Here is an 18555-nt window from a genome sequence, read left to right on the forward strand (position 1 = left end):
CCGCTTACTTCGTGGCGACGAGATGAAACTTGATCTGCACTTCGTCGGCGACGATCGACGTGTCCTTCCACTCGCCGGTGCCGACGTTGAACGCCGAACGCTTGATCGGCAGCACGCCGTCGAAGGTCTGCGTCGGGCCGCTCTGCGTGACCGTGACGGGCACCGTGATGGTCTCGGACTTGCCCTTGATCGTCAGCTTGCCGGTCACGTTGTACTTGTTGCCGCCCGCCGGCGCGATCGCCGACGACGCGAAGGTCGCCTGCGGATACGCCTTTGCGTCGAACCAGTCCTTGCCCGCGACCTGGTCGTTGTACATCTTGTCGCCGAGGTCGAAGCTCGCGATGTCGATCGTCATTTGCGCGCTGCCCTGCGCGGCCTTGGCCGGGTCGAACTTCACCTGCGCGGAGAACTTCCTGAATGCGCCTTCGGTCGGCACGTTCATCTGCTTCGACACGGCGGACACCTTGCTCTTCGCGAGATCGACGTCGGCGTGCGCCGCGGCCGACGCGACAAGTGACACCGCGGCGAACGCGGTCAGCATGGAGCGGGAGAAAGACACTTTCATGGGATCCTTCATTTGGCGGAGGGAAGCATCCGCGACAGCAGGCCGTCGCGGTCCAACAACTGGTGCTTGAGCGCCGCGAGCACATGCATGGCGACGAGCGAAAGCAGAATGTAATTCAAAGACACGTGCAGCGTCTTGAAGGTTTCCTTCAGCGCAGGATCGGGATCGATCAGGCGCGGCAGCGGCACGATGCCGAGATAGACGACCGGGATGTTCGACGCGGAGCTGTACAGGTAGCCCGTAACCGGAATCACGATCATCAGCACGTAAAGCAGCATGTGCACGCCGTGCGACACCGCACGCTGCCACGCCGGCGTGCCGCCCGGCAGCGGCGGCGGCAGGTGGGTCGCGCGCCACAGCACGCGCACGACGGCGAGCGCGAACACCGTCACGCCGATCCACTTGTGCCACGAGAAGTACTTGAGCTTCGTTGGCGTGAAGCCGGGGATGTCGGTCATCACCCAGCCGAGTGCGAAGCCGCAGACGATCAGCAGCGCGATCAGCCAGTGCAGCGCGATCGCGGTGTGCGCGTAGCGTGCCGGCGAGGCCGGCGGCGATTTCGATGCCATCATGGATTCCTCAGTTAAGCGAACGGCTGCGCCGGTAAATTCGTCCGACGCTTGTCACGGGCGCCATGCTACCGCAACCTTTTGTCTCGCGCGGACTCCGAGGACAGGCGCGTCAGCCTGCTGACAGGTTTGCGCCATGTTACCGGCCGGTCACCCCGTGACGGGGCGTTGACACGCCGAAAAAGCCGTTTTGGTAAGATTGGCGCGGGTTCCGGCCCTGTCGACGCGTTCCCCACCCGTCGCACAACTGCCTTTTCCATGCAACGACACGACCTGATTGCCTGCCACGAATGCGACGCACTGTTGCATAAACCGCGCCTGAGCGGTCGCGAAATCGCGCGCTGCCCGCGCTGCGACGCACTGCTCTATCGCAACAGCACCACGCAGATCGAGCGCATCAGCGCGCTTGCGGTCGCGGCACTCGTCACGTTCGTCATCGCGCAGGCGTTCCCGATCCTCGAAATGGACCTGAACGGCACCCGCGTGCAGACGACACTGATCGGCGCGATCGACGCGCTGTGGCATCAGGACATGGAGATCGTCGGCGTGATGGTGTTCTGCTCGACCGTGCTGTTCCCGCTCGTCGAGATGGCCGCACTGCTTTACGTGCTGCTGCCGATCCGGCGTGGCGTCGTGCCGCCGGGCCTCAATTTCGTGCTGCGCACGATCCAGCTCGTGCGGCCGTGGGGGATGATCGAGGTGTTCATGCTCGGGATCGTCGTGACGATCGTGAAGATGGTGAGCCTCGCGCGCGTCGTGCCCGACGCGGCGCTGTTCGCGTTCGGCGCGCTCACGCTGATGACCGCCGTCGTGCTGATGTTCGATCCACGCACGCTGTGGGACATCGCCGACGACCTGCGCGCCGGGCGCACGCCCGCCACGCCCGACGGCACCGCTTCGCCGCCGCAAGCGCCCCGCCAATGACGATGCCGACCGCCGCCCGCGAGGGCTACGCCAGCTGCCACGCATGCGGGCTCGTGCAGACGATCGACCATCCGCACGCGCATTGCGCGCGCTGCGGCAGCACGCTTCACTTCCGCACGCCGAACAGCATCACGCGCACCTGGGCGCTGCTGATCGCGGCCGCGATCCTCTATATTCCGGCGAACCTGCTGCCGATCATGCGCACGTCGTCGATCGTCGGCTCGCAGGAGGACACGATCATGAGCGGCGTCATCTATTTCTGGACGTCCGGCGACTGGCCGCTCGCGGTCGTCGTATTCGTCGCCAGTATCCTCGTGCCGATGCTCAAGCTCGGCGTGCTGACGATCCTCGTCGGCACCGCGCAGCGGCGCACCGTGTGGCGGCCGCTGCAGCGCACGCGCCTGTACCGGATCGTCGAGCGGATCGGCCGCTGGTCGATGCTCGACATCTTCGTCGTGACGCTCACCGTCGCGCTCGTCCATTTCCGTTCGCTCGCCGTCATCACGGCCGGCCCCGGCGCGCTCGCGTTCGGCTCGGTCGTGATCCTGACGATGCTCGCGTCGATGCAGTTCGATCCCCGCCTGATCTGGGATCCAGTCGAAACCTCAGGGAAACACCATGAATAGTCCGCAAGGCCCGCAGCAAGACGCGTCCCGGCCGCCCGATCCGGCGATCTCGACGAAAAGCGGCTGGCTGCCGTCGCTCGTCTGGCTCGTGCCGCTGATCGCCGCGCTGATCGGTATCGGCCTCGTGATCAAGTCCGTGCGCGAACGCGGCCCGGAAATCTCGATCAGCTTCCACAGCGCGGAAGGGCTCGAGCCGGGCAAGACGCAGGTCAAGTTCAAGGACGTCGAGATCGGCATGGTCAAGACGATCAAGCTGTCGAAGGACCTGTCGCGCGTGCTCGTCCAGGTGCAGCTGAAGAAGGAAGCCGAGGACTTCGCGGTCAAGGGTTCGCGCTTCTGGATCGTGCGTCCGCGCGTCGGCGCGACCGGCGTGTCGGGGCTCGGCACGCTGCTGTCGGGCGCATACATCGGCGTCGATGCCGGCCACGGGCAGGACACGCAGACCGACTTCACCGGCCTCGAGACGCCGCCGGCCGTGACCGGCGACCAGAAGGGCACGCAATACGTGCTGCGCGGCGATTCCCTCGGCTCGGTCGACATCGGCTCGCCCGTCTACTACCGCCGCGTGCAGGTCGGCCAGGTGGTCGGCTTCTCGCTCGACAAGGACGGCACGGGCGTCACGTTCAACGTGTTCGTCAACGCACCGTACGACCAGTACGTCGGCGTGAACTCGCGCTGGTGGCAGGCAAGCGGCGTCGACCTGCGGCTCGATTCGAGCGGCCTGAAGCTGAACACGCAGTCGCTCGCGACGGTAATCCTCGGCGGCATCGCGTTCCAGACGCCGCCGAACCAGGACAGCGGCGCGACGGCGCCGAACAACACGACCTTCCGCCTCGGCTCCGACGAGACGGACGCGATGCGCGATCCGGACGGCCAGCCGCTGCAGGTCGTGATGAACTTCAATCAGTCGCTGCGCGGGCTCGCGGTAGGCGCGCCGGTCGACTTCCGCGGCATCGTGCTCGGCGAAGTGACGAACATCGGCATCGACTTCGATCCGAAGACCAAGAACTTCCTGATGCCGGTGACGATGAACGTGTATCCGGAGCGGCTCGGCCCGCGCTTCCGCGAAACGATCGAGAGCAAGGGCGAACCGGCCCGCCGCGAGATCGTCGAGCGCCTCGTCAGGCACGGGCTGCGCGGCCAGCTGCGCACCGGCAACCTGCTGACGAGCCAGCTTTATGTCGCGCTCGACTTCTTCCCGAAGGCACCGGTCGTGAAGATCGACGCGGCACGCCAGCCGCTCGAGCTGCCGACCGTGCCGAACACGCTCGACGAACTGCAGCTGCAGGTCGCCGACATCGCGAAGAAGCTCGACAAGGTGCCGTTCGACCAGATCGGCGCGAACCTGAACAGCGCGCTGTCGAACGCCGACAAGCTCTTCAAGCAGCTCGACACGCAGGTCGCGCCGGAAGCGCGCGACACGCTGTCGGCCGCGAAGCAGACCTTCTCGACCGCCGAGGCGACGCTGCAGCAGGATTCGCCGCTGCAGTCCGACGTGCGCGGCGCACTGAAGGAACTCACGCGCACGCTGCAATCGCTGAACGCGCTCGCCGACTATCTGGAGCGCCATCCCGAATCGCTGCTCAAGGGCAAGCCAGGAGATCAACAATGACGACGACACGCGCGAACATCGTCGCGAGCGGCGCGGCGGCAGTCTTCGCCGCGCTTGCGCTCGCCGCGTGCAGCTCGCCGCCCGCGCGGTTCTATACGCTGAGCCCGGCCGACGCGGCCGCGCCCGTGCGTACCGCGCCCGCCAACCCGTCGTTCCTGATCGAGGTGCCGTCCGTCGGCGTGCCCGAGCAGGTCGCGAAGAACCAGCTCGTCGTACAGAAGAACGCCGCGCAGGTCGACGTGCTCGAACAGGAGCGCTGGGCCGCGCCGCCCGCCGATGAAATCCGCCGCGCGTTGTCCGACGACCTCGCCGCGCAACTCGGCACGATCGACGTCGCGAATTCCGCGTATCCGGCCGGCGTGCCCGTCTATCGGATCAGCGTGAACGTGCAGCGCTTCGAGTCGTGGCCCGGCAAACGCGCGGCGATCGATGCGGTATGGAGCGTGCGCGCGCTCGGCACGCAGGCCGTGATGACGTGTCGCACGAGCGTCGCGGAACCGGTCGCCGACGGCTACGACGCGCTCGTCGCGGGCCACCGGCGCGCGCTCGACGTGATCGCATCGCAGGCCGCGTCCGGCGTGCGCGCGATGGCCGCGCGGCGCGGAGCCGCGGCTGCGTCGGTCACCTCGACGACCGCGTCCGGCAAGGCAACGGCCGCCGCGCCCGCCGTGCCTTGCCCGGCCAGTCCGATGCCCGGCAACGATGCGGGTGCGACGGGCAAGTCCGGCGCGTAAGCGCGACGCGCGGGCCGGCGGCCGATGCATGCGCGCGGTACGGCTGCACTCGGCACACGCCGCCCGATAGTCATCGTCGGCATCGATCCGCGTGCGCATGCAACCGCGCACGCGAACCTGCCGCCCTCGCCGCCACTGCCTGCGCTGCTCGGCATCCATCGGCCGAACGGCGGCTTTGCATTGTTTGTCAAAATCCGCCGGAACCGGCACCATGCAACGCGGTCGGCTTGCGTTTTCGCGCCCGATTGACGATCCTACGCACTTTCCGGCTCGCGCCGCTCGTCGCGCGCGCACGCCGGCGGCGATCCGCCAGTCGTATCCGGTCCGATCGCCGCGTCTGCCGGGGCGCGCGTGCGATCCGCGTGGTCCGCACCGGGGCAGCCGCATCGCGGGTCGCCGCGCATCGTCTGCGCCCCCCGACCAGCCTCACCGTTCTCCCCGGCGCCGCGCCGTGTTCCGGCCGGCATCCCGAACCCGCCCGTCCAGGGCTTTCGCTATTCCGTTTATGTTTCGTTCCCTGACGACCCTGATCAAGAAGTGGCGCGCGTCGCGCAATGCGGGCCACCAGCTCGATGCGCTGCTTGCGCATGCCGACGCGGAGGCGTCGTACGCCGAACGCAGCGAATGGCTGATCGAGCTCGCGCACTGGCTGCGCCGCAACGGCGCGATGCAGGTCGCGCACGACACGCCGGCCGAACGCGACGCCGACGCGCGCGCGTATCCGGCGCACGCGCGGCTGCGCTACCTGTTCCACGTGCTCGACCGCAATCCCGCATGGAAATCGCACGCCGCGCGCATCCTGCGCGGGATTCTGCGCGAATGCGACGGCATCTCGCTGCTGTGCGACGCGGGGATGCCCGTACATTCCGGCTTCTTCGGCGCGCTGTTCGAGCGCATCGACGCGTCGCTGATCCCGCCCGCGCCGAACCGCCGCGAACTGACGGCGCTGTTCACGCTGATGTTCCCGGCACCCGGGGACGCGCAATGGATCGACGCGCTGCCCGATGACCTGCTCGCGCGCCTCGCCGAGCTGTTCTCGTTCGACGTCACCGACGAAGAGCGCCACGAGCCCGGCTCGTTCTCGCGCGACCTGCTGGCCGCGCTGCACAACCTGACCTGCCAGATCAGCTCGACCGGCCTGTCGCAGACGGTGCGCAGCCGCCTGTCCGACGACGACGCGCACAAGCCGCTCGAAACGCAGCCGTTCTATCGGCTCACGCGCGCGATGCTCGCGGTCGAGACCGCGCACGCGGCCGTCGAGGACGGCGGTGACCCGAGCAAGCTGCTTCATGAGGTGAACTACCTGCGCGTGCTGCTCGACGAATGCCGGATCGCCGTCGACGATGTGTTCGCGCACCTGTACCGCAACGGCGTGTCGGTCGACATCGTGTTCCAGGTCGAACGGATGCGCATGCGCATCCTGCGCGCGGAAATGCTGCTCAACGCGTGGATGGCACGCGACGACCTGCGCGGGATGGCGCGCCTGACGGCCGAACTCGTCGACGCGAACCAGAACAGCCAGAGCGTGTCGCACCTCATGCGCAGCAACTTCTCGCTGTTCGCGCGCAAGCTCGTCGAGACCAACGCGGACACCGGCGAGCACTACATCTCGCGCGGCCGCGCCGAGTACCTGAAGATGCTGCGGATGGCCGCGGGCGGCGGGCTCGTCACCGTCGTGACCGTGTGCGTGAAGTTCGCGATCACCGGCGCGCACCTGCAGTCGATGCTCGAAGGGTTGCTCGCGGGCGTCAACTACGCGGCGAGCTTCATGCTGATGCACTTCCTGCATTTCACGCTCGCGACCAAGCAGCCCGCGATGACCGCGCCGACGCTCGCGCGCGAGCTCGACGACACCGGCCACGAGGAAGGCGTGAAGACGTTCGTCGCGTCGGTGATCGCGCTGATCCGCACGCAGGCCGCGGCGATTTCCGGCAACGTGCTCGTCGTGCTGCCCGTGTGCCTGCTCGTGCAGCTGTTCGCCGGCAACCTGCTGCACGCGAACCTGATCTCGCCGGAGAAGGCGCACGCGACGCTGCACTCGTTCTCGCTGCTGGGCCCGACGCCATTCTATGCGGCGCTCACGGGCGTGCTGCTGTGGGCGTCGAGCCTGCTCGCGGGCTGGGCCGACAACTGGTTCGTGCTGCATCGGGTCGGCGACGCGCTCACGTACAACCGGCGGCTGCGGCTCACGCTCGGCGCGTCGGGTGCCGCGAAACTCGCGCACTTCTGTCGCTCGAACGTCGCGGGCGTCGTCGCCAACGTGGGTCTCGGCCTGATGCTCGGCCTGATCCCGGCGATCGTCACCGTGTTCCTGTTCCCGTTCGAGGTGCGCCACGTGACGCTGTCGGCCGGGTCGATCGGGATCGCGCTCGGCGTGCTCGGCAAGGGCGCGCTCGGCACGCCCGAGCTGTGGTGGGCCTGCGCCGGCGTCCTGAGCATGGCGATCCTCAACGTGCTCGTGAGCTTCGCGCTCGCATTCACGATGGCCGTGCGCTCGCGCAGCCTGCGCCGCACCAAGGTGCGCGCGCTGGTCGGCGCGATCGTCCGCACGGTGCTGTCCAAGCCGTCCGCGCTGTTCTGGCCGGCCGGTGCACCGGCCGCGCGGGCCGGCCAGCCAGGCGCTCACTGACCGTCCGACGGCGGCGCGCAGCCCGAGGCGGGCGTCGCCGCGCGGGCCTGCCGGCTCGCCGTCGGGCCCGGCGCACCGGCACCGGCGCGCCGAATCGGATGCAACGCCGGCTCCGGCCGCCCGCGCCGCGTACAATAGTGGACTTTTGCACGTCCTCACCCGCCTTATGTCCTCGCCCACCCTGTACGAATTCTTCGCTCCCTGCCCGCGCGGCCTCGAAGCGGCGCTTGCCGCCGAGCTGGCCGAAATCGCCGGCCGACATCTGGACGGCGCGCCGTTCACCGCGGGCGCGCAGGTGCCGGGCGGCGTTCATTTCCGCGGCGGCTGGACCGGCGGCATGGCCGCGAACCTCCATTCGCGAATCGCGAGCCGGATCCTGCTGAAGATCGCGCACCGCCCGTACCGCAACGAACAGGACGTCTACGCACTCGCGCTCGAGCAGCCATGGGAGCGCTGGTTCGCATCGACGCAGACGCTGCGCGTCGACATCACCGCGATCAAGTCGCCGCTGAAGAGCCTCGAATTCGCGACGCTGCGCGTGAAGGACGCGATCTGCGACCGGATGCGCGACAAGACCGGCGCACGCCCGAGCATCGACACCGGCGCGCCGGACGTGCGCGTGTTCGCGTTCCTGACGGCCACCGATTGCACGCTGTACCTCGATACGTCGGGCGAGCCGCTGTTCAAGCGCGGCTGGCGCCTCGACAAGGGCGCGGCGCCGCTGCGCGAGAACCTCGCGGCCGGCATCTTGCGCCTGACGGGCTGGACGCCCGGCACGCCGCTGTATGACCCGATGTGCGGCAGCGGCACCTTCCTCGCGGAAGCCGCCCAGATCGCGCTCGGCGTCGCACCGGGCGTCGAGCGCCGGTTCGGCTTCGAAAAGCTCAAGCAGTACGACATCACCGCATGGCAGGGCCTGAAGGTCGCGGCGCTCGACGCGAAGCGCGCGGCGCGCGGCAAGCGCGATTCGCTCGGCGTGTACGGCAGCGACATCTCGGGCGACATGCTCGAGAAGGCGCGCGCAAACCTCGAACGTGCGGGCGTGCCGTCGGTATGGCTCAAGCAGGTCGACGCGCGCGGGATGACGCCGCCGTGCGACGGCCCGGGCATCATTCTCGCGAACCCGCCGTACGGCGAGCGGATCGAGGTGCGCGGCCGCAGCGCGCGCGGCGAGGTGCGCGAGACGGGCCGCAACCGCGGCAACGACGACGCATTCCGCCGCACGCACACCGACGCACCGGACAGCGAATTCTTCAACGCGCTCGGCGATGCGCTCAAGCAGCGCTTCACGGGCTGGCAGGCGTTCCTGCTGACGTCGGACCGGTCGCTGCCGGGCCTGCTGCGCCTGCGCGAATCGGCGAAGACGCCGCTGTTCAACGGCGCGCTCGAATGCCGGTTGTTCCGCTTCGACCTGATCGCCGGCAGCGTGAAGGCACGCCCCGCCGCGCCGGAAGGCGACGCCTGACACGCGAGACGGCCGCCGCGGCCGCCTGCTGACACCCACACGACGCCCGGCCTGAGCCGGGCGTTTTTCTTTCCACCGCCCCCACGCGGGCGGTGCCCGCGTGCCGCGCCGCCACCCGCGCGCCGATGCGGTTCCCGCACCGCCCTTACCCGCCAAAGCCGTCAGGCCCCCCTTTTGTCAGCACCGCCACGACTACTGACAGCACGCTGTCAGCAGCACCCGATCACACTGCAATCCCGGCGCAATGCAAGGCTGGTTTCCATCAAGAACCCGAACAACAAGGAGCTCGTCATGACGTCCGCAACTGCAGCAGCAACCGAAACCGCAACCCTGGAACGCGCGATCGCGTGGTTCGACATCCCGTCCCTCGATTTCGACCGGGCGATCCGTTTCTACGAAACCGTGCTGCAGACGACGCTGCAACGCGAAGTCATCGGCGGCGTGCCGATGGCCGTGTTCGATCACGAAGCGTCGAGCACGGGCGGCAGCATCGTGTTCGATCCGCAGCAGATGAAGCCGAGCGCCAACGGCGTGCTCGTGTACCTGAACGCCGGCGAATCGGTCGTCGCGGCGCTCGAACGCGCGAAACGCGCGGGCGGCGTCGTGCAAGGCTCGGTCGTCGAGTTGCCGAACAACTACGGCTACATCGGCTACCTGATCGATACCGAAGGCAACCGCGTCGGCCTGCACGCACCGAAATGCCACTGAGCGCGTCTACGATCCGGCCGGCGCGGCGCTATCATCGCGAAGTCCCCGTAGCCGTTGGAGTCGAGGTTCAGCCATGACGCGCCGTGCCGACCGCCTGTTCCAGATCGCCGAGCTGCTGCGCGGGCGTCGTCTCACGACCGCGCAGCAGCTCGCCGACTGGCTGTCGGTGTCGCCGCGCACGGTCTATCGCGACGTGCGCGACCTGCAACTGTCAGGGGTGCCGATCGAAGGCGAAGCCGGCATCGGCTACCGGCTGAACCGCAACGCGAGCCTGCCGCCGCTCACGTTCACCGCCGAGGAGCTCGCGGCACTCGCGGCCGGCGCGCGGATGCTCGAGACCTGGGGCGGCGCGCGCTTCGCGGGCGGCGCGCGTTCGGCGCTCGCGAAGATCGCGTCGGCGATGCCGGCCGACAAGCGCACCGCGCTCGATCGCCTGCCGGTGTTCGCGCCCTCGTTCCACATCGACGAGACATTCTGCGCGAAGGTCGACGCGATCCACCAGGCGGTCGACACGCATCACATCGTCAGCTTCGACTACCGCGACCGGCTCGGCGCGCACACGAAGCGCCGCGTGTGGCCGCTCGGGCTCGTCTACTGGGGCGGACGCTGGACGATCGGCGCGTGGTGCGAGCTGCGCGACGACTTCCGCACCTTCGACATCGCGCGGATGGGCGACATCACCGTGCACGAGCAGTTTCCGGACATGGAAGGCCGGCGCATCGCCGACTACATGCGGATCGCGGAAGCGCCGATGCGCTGACGCGCGCCGCCGCCATTCGCATGCCGGGGCGGCCGCGCCCCGGCAACGCCCGTCATTCCCCGAACACGACTGACCGCTTCGGCCGCTCGTCGACGTGCAGCGAAAACACGTCGGGGCGCGCATAGTGTCCGACCACGTCGAAGTCGTAACGCGCACGCACGAGCTCGTCCGTATCGATGCGCGCGGTCACGAGCCCGGCCTCGCCGATCAGCGGCTCCGTCAGCAGGTCGCCGAGCGGCCCGACGATCACGCTGCCGCCGCGGATCAGCGGCCGCTCGGGATCCCAACCCGGCACGTCGATGCCGAGCGCACACGGCGACGGCTGCACCTGGCAGGCGCTCACGACGAAGCAGCGCCCTTCGTGCGCGATGTGCCGCATCGAGCTTTGCCACAGGTCGCGCTCGTCGACGGTCGGCGCGCACCAGATCTGCACGCCTTTCGCATACATCGCGCAGCGCAGGAGCGGCATGTGGTTCTCCCAGCAGATCGCGGCGCCCGCACGGCCCGCGGCCGTGTCGACCACCGGCAGTGTCGAGCCATCGCCCTGCCCCAAATCAGCCGCTCGGTGCCGGTCGGCATCAGCTTGCGGTGCTTCGCGACGAGCCCGTCGCGCGGATCGAAGAACAGCGCCGTGCAGTACAACGTGCTGCCGCCGCGCTCGATCACGCCGATCACCAGGCTCGCGCCCGTGCGCTGCGACAGCGCGGCCAGTTCGTCGGTTTCGGGGCCCGGCACGTCGATCGCCTGCGCGGCATAGCGCGCATACGCGTCGCGGCCCTCGGGCAGCCGGTAGCCGAGCCGCGTGCCGAAGATCTCGCCCTTCGGATAGCCGCCGAGCACGGCCTCTGGCAGCACGACGAGCGACGCGCCGCTGTCGCGGATCGCGGCTTCGTAGCCGAGGATCGTGTCGAGCGTGGCGCGCGTGCCGGCGGGCGATGCGCCGATCTGCAGCGCGGCGATAACTGAGGTGGACATGAAAGCGTCTCCGGTGACTGAGTGACGCCATCTTTATCGATATCATTTCATCGATCAAATCGATAAAACGATAACTGACATGAATACGGATGATATCGTCGGGCTCGACCTGAACCTGCTGAAGGTGTTCGAGGCGCTGTACGAGGAAGGCGGCGCGAGCCGCGCGGCGCTGCGGCTCGGCCTCACGCAATCGGCGGTAAGTGCGGCGCTCGCGCGGCTACGCGTGATCTACGCCGATCCGCTGTTCGTGCGCACCGGCCGCGGGCTCGCGCCGACGCCGCGCGCGGACGAACTGAAGCCGATCCTCTCCGATGCGCTCGACCGCTGCCGCGCAAGCCTCGCGATCGCGGCCGACGGCGGCGAACGGGTCGGCCGTACGATCTCGATCGGCCTGTCGGACGACTTCGAGATCGCGCTCGGCCGCGCGCTGATCGACGCAGTCGCAAGCGAAGCCCCGGGCATCCGGCTGATCTTTCGGCAGACGCACAGCGGTATCGCGGGCGACGCGCTGCTGCGGCACGGCGTCGATCTCGCGATCGCGTCGGGCGGGTTCTCGGCGAACGGGCTGAGCCGGCGCGCGGTCGCGACGGGCGGCTACGCATGCCTCATCGATCCGGCCGGCCGCGCGCACGCGCCGCGCACGCTCGTGCTCGCCGATTTCGTGCAGCGCGATCACCTGCTCGTGTCGTCGGGCGGCGTGATCGGGATCGTCGACGAAGCCCTGGCCGCGCTCGGCCACAAACGGCGCGTCGCGGCGTCAACCACGCATTTCGCGGCGCTGCCGTACCTGCTCGCCGGCTCCGACGCGGTGGCCACGATACCGGCGCATGCGGCTCGCGCGATCGCGCAGTCGACGTCGCTGCGCGCGCTCGCGTGCCCGGTCGAGCTGCCGGGCTACCCGGTGGAAATCGGCTGGCGCACGAGCACGCAGCGCGACCCGGCGATCGTGCGCGTGCGGGATACGATCGCCGCCTGCGTCGCGACGATCGTCGCCCCGTGAAAAACGGGGCGCGATTCGACTCGTGACGATCGGACCTTCCGCCCCCCCCCGGCTGGCCTCCAGCCGAGGCGGGCGGCGCCCATGCGCGTCACGGCAATCGGGAAGACCCGTTGCCGCCGCAAAGAACGACCGGGGTCGGATTCGTCTAACCAGACGGCCGGCAGCGTCCGGGCGCAACCGGTAAAATGCCGAACCATGAAACCCGAAATCTGGACCCCGCATGTGACCGTCGCGGCGCTCGTCGAGCGCGCCGGTCGCTTTCTCGTGATCGAGGAAGAAACCTCGACGGGCCTGCGCATCAACCAGCCGGCCGGCCATCTCGAAGCCGGCGAGACTCTCGCCGACGCCGTGATCCGCGAAACGCTCGAGGAAACCGCGCATCCGTTCGTACCCGACGCGCTCGTCGGCGTCTATCTCGCGCACTACGACCGCCCCGGCAGCGCCGGCGCGACCTATCTGCGCTTCACGTTCTGCGGCACGGCCGGCGAGCCGGTGCCGGGCCACATGCTCGACGACGGCATCGTCCGTACGCTGTGGATGAGCGCCGACGAACTGCGCGCGTGCAGCGAGCGCCATCGCTCGCCGGCGGTGATGCGCTGCGTCGACGACTATCTCGCCGGGCGGCGCATTCCGCTCGATTTCGTGCACACGCATTCGGTCGCGCCGCGCCCGGAAGCATTCGACCGTCAGGCGGTAAACAAATGAGCAAGCGCCGTGTAGTAGTGGGCATGTCGGGCGGCGTCGATTCGTCGGTGACCGCGTGGCTGCTGAAGGAACAGGGGTACGACGTGGTCGGCCTGTTCATGAAGAACTGGGAAGACGACGACGACGGCGAATACTGCTCGACGCGCCAGGACTGGATCGACGTGGTGTCGGTGGCCGATCTGATCGGCATCGACGTGGAAGCCGTGAACTTCGCGGCCGAATACAAGGACCGCGTGTTCGCCGAATTCCTGCGCGAATACTCGGCCGGCCGCACGCCGAACCCGGACGTGCTGTGCAACGCAGAGATCAAGTTCAAGGCGTTCCTCGACCACGCGATGTCGCTCGACGCGGAAATGATCGCGACGGGCCATTACGCGCGCGTGCGCGAGCGCGACGGTCGCTTCGAACTGCTGAAGGCCTTCGATCATACGAAAGACCAGTCGTACTTCCTGCACCGGCTGAACCAGGCGCAGCTGTCGAAGACGATGTTCCCGCTCGGCGAGATCCCGAAGACGAAGGTGCGCGAGATCGCCGCGCAGATCGGCCTGCCGAACGCGAAGAAAAAGGACTCGACAGGCATCTGCTTCATCGGCGAACGGCCGTTCCGCGACTTCCTGAATCGCTATCTTCCGACGAAACCCGGCCCGATGAAGACGCCCGACGGCAAGGTGGTCGGCGAGCACATCGGCCTCGCGTTCTACACGTTCGGCCAGCGCAAGGGCATCGGCCTGGGCGGCAGCAAGGACGGCAGCGGCGAACCGTGGTTCGTCGCGGCGAAGGACATCGCGGCGAACACGCTGTACGTCGTGCAGGGCCACGACCACCCGTGGCTGCTGTCGCGCGAGCTCGTCGCCGGCAACGTGAGCTGGGTCGCGGGCGAGCCGCCGGCCGAAGGCTTTTCGTGCGGGGCGAAGACGCGCTATCGTCAGGCCGATGCGGCCTGCAGGTTCGGCCGGGCCGCGCTCGGCCGGGCCGCGCTCGGCCGGGCCGCGCTCGGCGGGGCCGACGGCGAGCGCTTCTCGCTCGCGTTCGACGACGCGCAATGGGCGGTGACGCCCGGCCAGTCGGCCGTGCTGTACGACGGCGAGATCTGCCTCGGCGGCGGCATCATCGAGTTCGCGGCCACCGGCCAGCCCGGCCAGGCCGTCCCGGCGGCAGCCCACGCGGGCGCGCTCGCCGAAGCACGCTGACATCCATTCGGTTTAGACTTGCGGCACGCCGCGCCCGGCGGAATACGATTCCGTCGCGGCCGGTGCGCCGCCGCGCAGCGTACGCATGGCGGCATTTCAAGATTCTTGCGGAGCCCCCCCCATGCTTTCCAGACGCTACCTCGCAATGTGGTGCGCCGTGCTGCTGCTCGTTGCCGTGGCCGCACTCGCGTCGATTCACGTGCTTTCCTGGCTGTGGATCATCATCCCCGTCGCCCTCGTCGCCCTCGGCCTGTACGACCTGAACCAGGACCGTCACGCGATCCTGCGCAATTACCCGCTCTGGGGTCATTTCCGCTTCCTGTTCGAGTTCATCCGCCCCGAGATCCGCCAGTATTTCGTCGAGGACGACACCGACGAGAAGCCGTTCTCCCGCGCGCAGCGCAGCCTCGTCTATCAGCGCGCGAAGAACGTCGCCGACAATCGCCCGTACGGCACCGAGCTGAACGTGAAGGCCGTCGCGCACGAATGGATCAGCCACTCGCTCGCGCCGACGAAGCTTCCGAACCATGACTTCCGCATCCGGGTCGGCGCGAACCGCGCGCAGCCGTACGACATCTCGATCTTCAACATCTCGGCGATGAGCTTCGGCTCGCTGTCCGCGAACGCGATCCGCTCGCTGAACCTCGGCGCGAAGAAAGGCGGATTCGCGCACGACACCGGCGAAGGCTCGCTGTCGAAGTACCACCGTGAGCACGGCGGCGACATCATCTGGGAAATCGCATCCGGCTACTTCGGCTGCCGCAACGAAGACGGCACGTTCAACCCGGACAAGTTCGCGAAGCAGGCCGCCGATCCGCAGGTGAAGATGATCGAGATCAAGCTGTCGCAAGGCGCGAAGCCGGGCCACGGCGGCGTGCTGCCGGCCGCGAAGATCACGCCCGAGATCGCCGAGACGCGCGGCGTGCCGATGGGCAAGGACTGCATCTCGCCCGCGACGCACTCGGAATTCTCGACGCCGCGCGGTCTGCTCGAATTCGTCGAGCGGCTGCGCACGCTGTCGGGCGGCAAGCCGACCGGCTTCAAGCTGTGCATCGGCCATCCGTGGGAATTCTTCGGGATCGCGAAGGCGATGATCGAGACGGGCATCGTGCCCGACTTCATCGTCGTCGACGGCGCGGAAGGCGGCACCGGCGCGGCGCCGCTCGAATTCACCGACCATGTCGGCGTGCCGCTGCAGGAAGGGCTGCTGCTGGTGCACAACACGCTCGTCGGGATCGGCGTGCGCGACCGCGTGAAGATCGGCGCGAGCGGCAAGATCATCACCGCGTTCGACATCGCGCGCACGCTCGCGATCGGCGCGGACTGGGTGAATTCGGCGCGTGGCTTCATGTTCGCGGTCGGCTGCATCCAGGCGCAGCACTGCCACACCGACCGCTGCCCGACCGGCGTCGCCACGCAGGACCCGGTGCGCCAGCGCGCCATCGTCGTGCCCGACAAGGCCGAGCGCGTGTACAACTTCCATCGCAATACGCTGCATGCACTGCAGGAACTCGTGCAGGCGGCCGGCCTGGGCCATCCGTCCGAGCTGCGCGCGCATCACATCGTGCAGCGCGTCGCGCCGCACGAGGTGCGGCTGATGTCGCAGTTGCTGAAATACCTGAAGCCCGGCGCGCTACTCGACGGCCAGACCTGCGGCTATACGCTGTACGACAAGTGGTGGCCGATCGCGCGCAGCGATTCGTTCGTGCTCGGCGAAACCGTTTACACGTCGATCGAGTAACGCGCGATCGCCCGCCGCCGGAGGCGGCTCGCCAAAAGGAAAGCGCCCCGCGGGGCGCTTTCGTTTGTCTGTCCGATTCGCCGCCGGCGGCCGGTCAGCCTTGCGGCAGCGTGTCGACGAACGTCTGCCGCTGCGACAGCTTCACGAAATGCTTGTCGAGGTTCGGATGGCGATCGCGCCAGTCGAGTTCGGGCATCCGGAAGTCGAGGTAGCCGAGCGCGCAGCCGAGTGCGATGTCGGCGAGCGTGTAATGATTGCCGACGCACCACGTCTTGCCGCCGAGGCCCTGCGACATCGCGACGAGCGCGTCGTCGATCTTGCGCTGTTGGCGCGCGATCCAGCTCGCGCTGCGCTGCGCTTCGTCACGCAGCGTGTGTTCGAGACGAATCGCCACAGCCGCGTCGAGCACGCCGTCACCCAGCGCTTCCCAGCAACGCACTTCGACACGCTCACGCCCCGACGGCGGAATCAGCTTGCCGACCGGCGACAGCGTATCGACGTATTCGCAGATCACGCGGGAATCGAACACCGCGGCACCATCCTCCATCACGAGACACGGGACCTTGCCGAGCGGATTCGATGCATGAATGTCCGTCTCCGGCGCCCACACGTTCTCGAGCTCCAGCTTGTAGTCGATCTTCTTTTCAGCAAGCACGATTCGCGCCTTTCGGACGTACGGGCTGCTGAGCGAACCGATTAATTTCATCATCTGCCTTTTTAAGGGAACCGCCGAGAGTATACGTTGTCGCCGATCATAACCGGCCGGCGTGGCCGGGCAGAAAATCGCCCGTCCAGCCTGTGGATGGTTTGCAACAACCGTCGCCGAGCCCCGCCCGGCGCGGCTTGCCGCCGCGCCTCTCACACGCCGCGTCCGGCGGCGCTACAATCGCACGATGAATGCGCCCCTCGATACCGCCATCGCCGTCGACGTCTACCGCCAGCGCCGTGAACGCGTGCTTGCCGCACTGCGCGCAGCGGGCGGCGGCGTCGCCATCGTTCCCACCGCGCCGGAAATGCTGCGCAACCGCGATACGGCCTTCCCGTACCGACATGACAGCTACTTTTACTACCTGACGGGCTTCACCGAGCCGGATGCCATGCTCGTGCTGAACGCGGCCGGGTCGCACGGCGCGCCGGAATCGGTCCTGTTCTGCCGCGCGAAGAATGCCGATCGCGAGATCTGGGAAGGTTTCCATTACGGGCCCGAGGCCGCGCGCGATGCATTCGGCTTCGACGCGGCCTACGCGGTCGACGTGATCGACACCGAAATGCCGCGCCTGCTCGCCGATGCGGGCACCGTGCACTACCGGTTCGGTGCCTCGGCCGAGTTCGACCGCCAGCTCGCCGGCTGGATCGATGCGGTGCGCGCGCAAGCGCGCACGGGTGTCGCCGCGCCGGACGCGCTGCTCGACCTCACGCCGCTCGTCGACGACATGCGGCTCGTGAAGGACGAACACGAGCTCGCGATCATGATGCGTGCCGCGCACATCTCCGCGCTCGCGCACCGTCGCGCGATGCAGGTGTGCCGCCCGGGGATCCGCGAATACGAACTCGAGGCCGAGCTGCTGTACACGTTCCGCAGGCATGGCGCGCAGGCGCCCGCGTACGGCTCGATCGTCGCGGCCGGCGCGAACGCATGCGTGCTGCACTACCCCGCCGGCAACGCGACCGCGCGGGACGGCGATCTGATCCTGATCGATGCCGCGTGCGAACTCGACGGCTACGCGTCGGACATCACGCGCACGTTTCCGGCCAACGGGCGCTTCTCGCCCGCGCAGCGCACGCTGTACGACATCGTGCTCGGCGCGCAGCAGGCTGCGATCGATGCGACGCGCGCGGGTGTACCGTTCGAGGCACCGCACGACGCGGCCGTGCGCGTGCTGGCGCAAGGGCTGCTCGACACGGGCATCATCCCGAAGACGCGCTTCTCGAACGTCGACGACGTGATCGCCGAGCGCGCATACGCACGCTTCTACATGCACCGCACTGGCCACTGGATCGGCATGGACGTGCACGATTGCGGCGACTACCGCGAGCGGCTCGCCGCGCGCGACGCCGACGGCGCGTTGCCGTGGCGCACGCTGAAACCCGGCATGACGCTTACCGTCGAGCCGGGCCTGTACGTGCGGGCAGCCGATGACGTACCGTCCGAATACTGGAACATCGGCATCCGCATCGAGGACGACGCGATCGTGCGCGAGCACGGTTGCGAGCTGATCACACGCGACGTGCCGGTGGCGGCTGCCGAGATCGAGGCGCTGATGCGCGCGGGCGCGGCGCACGGCGCGTGAGCGTGCCGCAGGTTGCCATCGCCCCGCTGTCGAGCCACCGTCGACTCGCTGTTGACCCGCC

The 18555-nt window shown here is 68.4% G+C and carries 16 protein-coding genes and 1 pseudogene; 13 read left to right on the forward strand and 4 right to left on the reverse strand.

Features of this window, described 5'->3' with window-relative positions:
• Window positions 1–4 precede the first annotated feature (4 nt).
• Complete coding sequence (locus DIE08_RS17365; RefSeq protein WP_124624904.1) at window positions 5–565, reverse strand: YceI family protein; 561 nt, start codon at window positions 563–565, stop codon at window positions 5–7.
• 8 nt (window positions 566–573) lie between these two features.
• Entirely contained in the window at window positions 574–1134 is a 561-nt protein-coding gene (locus DIE08_RS17370; protein WP_124902678.1) for a cytochrome b, read from the reverse strand.
• A gap of 258 nt (window positions 1135–1392) precedes the next feature.
• Between DIE08_RS17370 and DIE08_RS17375 the strand changes: the two genes are divergently transcribed.
• The 8 genes from DIE08_RS17375 to DIE08_RS17415 all read left to right on the forward strand — a co-directional run bounded on the left by DIE08_RS17375 (window position 1393) and on the right by DIE08_RS17415 (window position 10592).
• Entirely contained in the window at window positions 1393–2058 is a 666-nt protein-coding gene (locus tag DIE08_RS17375) for a paraquat-inducible protein A (RefSeq protein WP_059608273.1), read from the forward strand.
• Window positions 2055–2684, forward strand: a complete 630-nt coding sequence (locus tag DIE08_RS17380) for a paraquat-inducible protein A (protein ID WP_059608272.1) — start codon at window positions 2055–2057, stop codon at window positions 2682–2684. The genes DIE08_RS17375 and DIE08_RS17380 overlap by 4 nt, the downstream gene beginning before the upstream one ends.
• Complete coding sequence (locus tag DIE08_RS17385) at window positions 2677–4296, forward strand: intermembrane transport protein PqiB (RefSeq protein WP_124902680.1); 1620 nt, start codon at window positions 2677–2679, stop codon at window positions 4294–4296. The genes DIE08_RS17380 and DIE08_RS17385 overlap by 8 nt, the downstream gene beginning before the upstream one ends.
• The gene (locus DIE08_RS17390; RefSeq protein WP_124624893.1) at window positions 4293–5030 is read left to right on the forward strand and encodes a membrane integrity-associated transporter subunit PqiC; all 738 of its coding nucleotides are present in this window, start codon (window positions 4293–4295) and stop codon (window positions 5028–5030) included. Before DIE08_RS17385 ends, DIE08_RS17390 begins: the two co-directional genes overlap by 4 nt.
• Before the next feature lie 505 nt (window positions 5031–5535).
• The gene (locus DIE08_RS17400; protein WP_124902684.1) at window positions 5536–7659 is read left to right on the forward strand and encodes a site-specific recombinase; all 2124 of its coding nucleotides are present in this window, start codon (window positions 5536–5538) and stop codon (window positions 7657–7659) included.
• Window positions 7660–7825: 166 nt separating this feature from the next.
• Window positions 7826–9124, forward strand: a complete 1299-nt coding sequence (locus DIE08_RS17405) for a class I SAM-dependent RNA methyltransferase (protein ID WP_124902686.1) — start codon at window positions 7826–7828, stop codon at window positions 9122–9124.
• Window positions 9125–9415: 291 nt separating this feature from the next.
• Window positions 9416–9832: a VOC family protein gene (locus DIE08_RS17410; RefSeq protein WP_124624883.1), complete on the forward strand. Its 417-nt coding sequence runs from the start codon at window positions 9416–9418 to the stop codon at window positions 9830–9832.
• A 73-nt stretch (window positions 9833–9905) separates the two neighbouring features.
• Complete coding sequence (locus DIE08_RS17415; protein ID WP_059535356.1) at window positions 9906–10592, forward strand: YafY family protein; 687 nt, start codon at window positions 9906–9908, stop codon at window positions 10590–10592.
• A 52-nt stretch (window positions 10593–10644) separates the two neighbouring features.
• Here DIE08_RS17415 and DIE08_RS17420 read toward each other — a convergent pair.
• Window positions 10645–11567 (reverse strand): annotated as a pseudogene (locus DIE08_RS17420) (carbon-nitrogen hydrolase family protein).
• Window positions 11568–11646: 79 nt separating this feature from the next.
• Between DIE08_RS17420 and DIE08_RS17425 the strand changes: the two are divergent.
• The 4 genes from DIE08_RS17425 to DIE08_RS17440 all read left to right on the forward strand — a co-directional run bounded on the left by DIE08_RS17425 (window position 11647) and on the right by DIE08_RS17440 (window position 16203).
• On the forward strand, window positions 11647–12567 hold the full coding sequence (locus DIE08_RS17425) for a LysR family transcriptional regulator (RefSeq protein ID WP_124902688.1): 921 nt from the start codon (window positions 11647–11649) through the stop codon (window positions 12565–12567).
• A gap of 195 nt (window positions 12568–12762) precedes the next feature.
• Window positions 12763–13272, forward strand: a complete 510-nt coding sequence (locus tag DIE08_RS17430; protein ID WP_124624878.1) for an NUDIX hydrolase — start codon at window positions 12763–12765, stop codon at window positions 13270–13272.
• Entirely contained in the window at window positions 13269–14462 is a 1194-nt protein-coding gene (gene mnmA / locus DIE08_RS17435) for a tRNA 2-thiouridine(34) synthase MnmA (protein ID WP_124902690.1), read from the forward strand. Before DIE08_RS17430 ends, mnmA begins: the two co-directional genes overlap by 4 nt.
• Before the next feature lie 121 nt (window positions 14463–14583).
• Window positions 14584–16203, forward strand: coding sequence for an FMN-binding glutamate synthase family protein (locus DIE08_RS17440; RefSeq protein ID WP_124902692.1), 1620 nt, complete (start codon window positions 14584–14586; stop codon window positions 16201–16203).
• Between the two features lie 94 nt (window positions 16204–16297).
• Here the strand turns inward: DIE08_RS17440 and DIE08_RS17445 are convergent, their stop codons facing one another.
• Window positions 16298–16909 carry a glutathione S-transferase family protein gene (locus tag DIE08_RS17445; protein ID WP_059608346.1) on the reverse strand — a complete coding sequence of 204 codons (612 nt, stop codon included), beginning with the start codon at window positions 16907–16909 and terminating at the stop codon, window positions 16298–16300.
• A gap of 187 nt (window positions 16910–17096) precedes the next feature.
• Between DIE08_RS17445 and DIE08_RS17450 the strand changes: the two genes are divergently transcribed.
• Window positions 17097–18494, forward strand: a complete 1398-nt coding sequence (locus tag DIE08_RS17450) for an aminopeptidase P N-terminal domain-containing protein (protein ID WP_124902694.1) — start codon at window positions 17097–17099, stop codon at window positions 18492–18494.
• Window positions 18495–18555: the final 61 nt, after the last annotated feature.

Source organism: Burkholderia sp. Bp9004 (assembly GCF_003858025.1).
Taxonomy (GTDB): domain Bacteria; phylum Pseudomonadota; class Gammaproteobacteria; order Burkholderiales; family Burkholderiaceae; genus Burkholderia; species Burkholderia diffusa.

Coding starts and splice junctions, on each gene's coding strand:
- DIE08_RS17365 (WP_124624904.1), bottom strand. CDS start 565: ATGAAAGTGTCTTTCTCCCGCTCCATGCTGACCGCGTTCGCCGCGGTG.
- DIE08_RS17370 (WP_124902678.1), bottom strand. CDS start 1,134: ATGGCATCGAAATCGCCGCCGGCCTCGCCGGCACGCTACGCGCACACC.
- DIE08_RS17375 (WP_059608273.1), top strand. CDS start 1,393: ATGCAACGACACGACCTGATTGCCTGCCACGAATGCGACGCACTGTTG.
- DIE08_RS17380 (WP_059608272.1), top strand. CDS start 2,055: ATGACGATGCCGACCGCCGCCCGCGAGGGCTACGCCAGCTGCCACGCA.
- DIE08_RS17385 (WP_124902680.1), top strand. CDS start 2,677: ATGAATAGTCCGCAAGGCCCGCAGCAAGACGCGTCCCGGCCGCCCGAT.
- DIE08_RS17390 (WP_124624893.1), top strand. CDS start 4,293: ATGACGACGACACGCGCGAACATCGTCGCGAGCGGCGCGGCGGCAGTC.
- DIE08_RS17400 (WP_124902684.1), top strand. CDS start 5,536: ATGTTTCGTTCCCTGACGACCCTGATCAAGAAGTGGCGCGCGTCGCGC.
- DIE08_RS17405 (WP_124902686.1), top strand. CDS start 7,826: ATGTCCTCGCCCACCCTGTACGAATTCTTCGCTCCCTGCCCGCGCGGC.
- DIE08_RS17410 (WP_124624883.1), top strand. CDS start 9,416: ATGACGTCCGCAACTGCAGCAGCAACCGAAACCGCAACCCTGGAACGC.
- DIE08_RS17415 (WP_059535356.1), top strand. CDS start 9,906: ATGACGCGCCGTGCCGACCGCCTGTTCCAGATCGCCGAGCTGCTGCGC.
- DIE08_RS17425 (WP_124902688.1), top strand. CDS start 11,647: ATGAATACGGATGATATCGTCGGGCTCGACCTGAACCTGCTGAAGGTG.
- DIE08_RS17430 (WP_124624878.1), top strand. CDS start 12,763: ATGAAACCCGAAATCTGGACCCCGCATGTGACCGTCGCGGCGCTCGTC.
- mnmA (WP_124902690.1), top strand. CDS start 13,269: ATGAGCAAGCGCCGTGTAGTAGTGGGCATGTCGGGCGGCGTCGATTCG.
- DIE08_RS17440 (WP_124902692.1), top strand. CDS start 14,584: ATGCTTTCCAGACGCTACCTCGCAATGTGGTGCGCCGTGCTGCTGCTC.
- DIE08_RS17445 (WP_059608346.1), bottom strand. CDS start 16,909: ATGAAATTAATCGGTTCGCTCAGCAGCCCGTACGTCCGAAAGGCGCGA.
- DIE08_RS17450 (WP_124902694.1), top strand. CDS start 17,097: ATGAATGCGCCCCTCGATACCGCCATCGCCGTCGACGTCTACCGCCAG.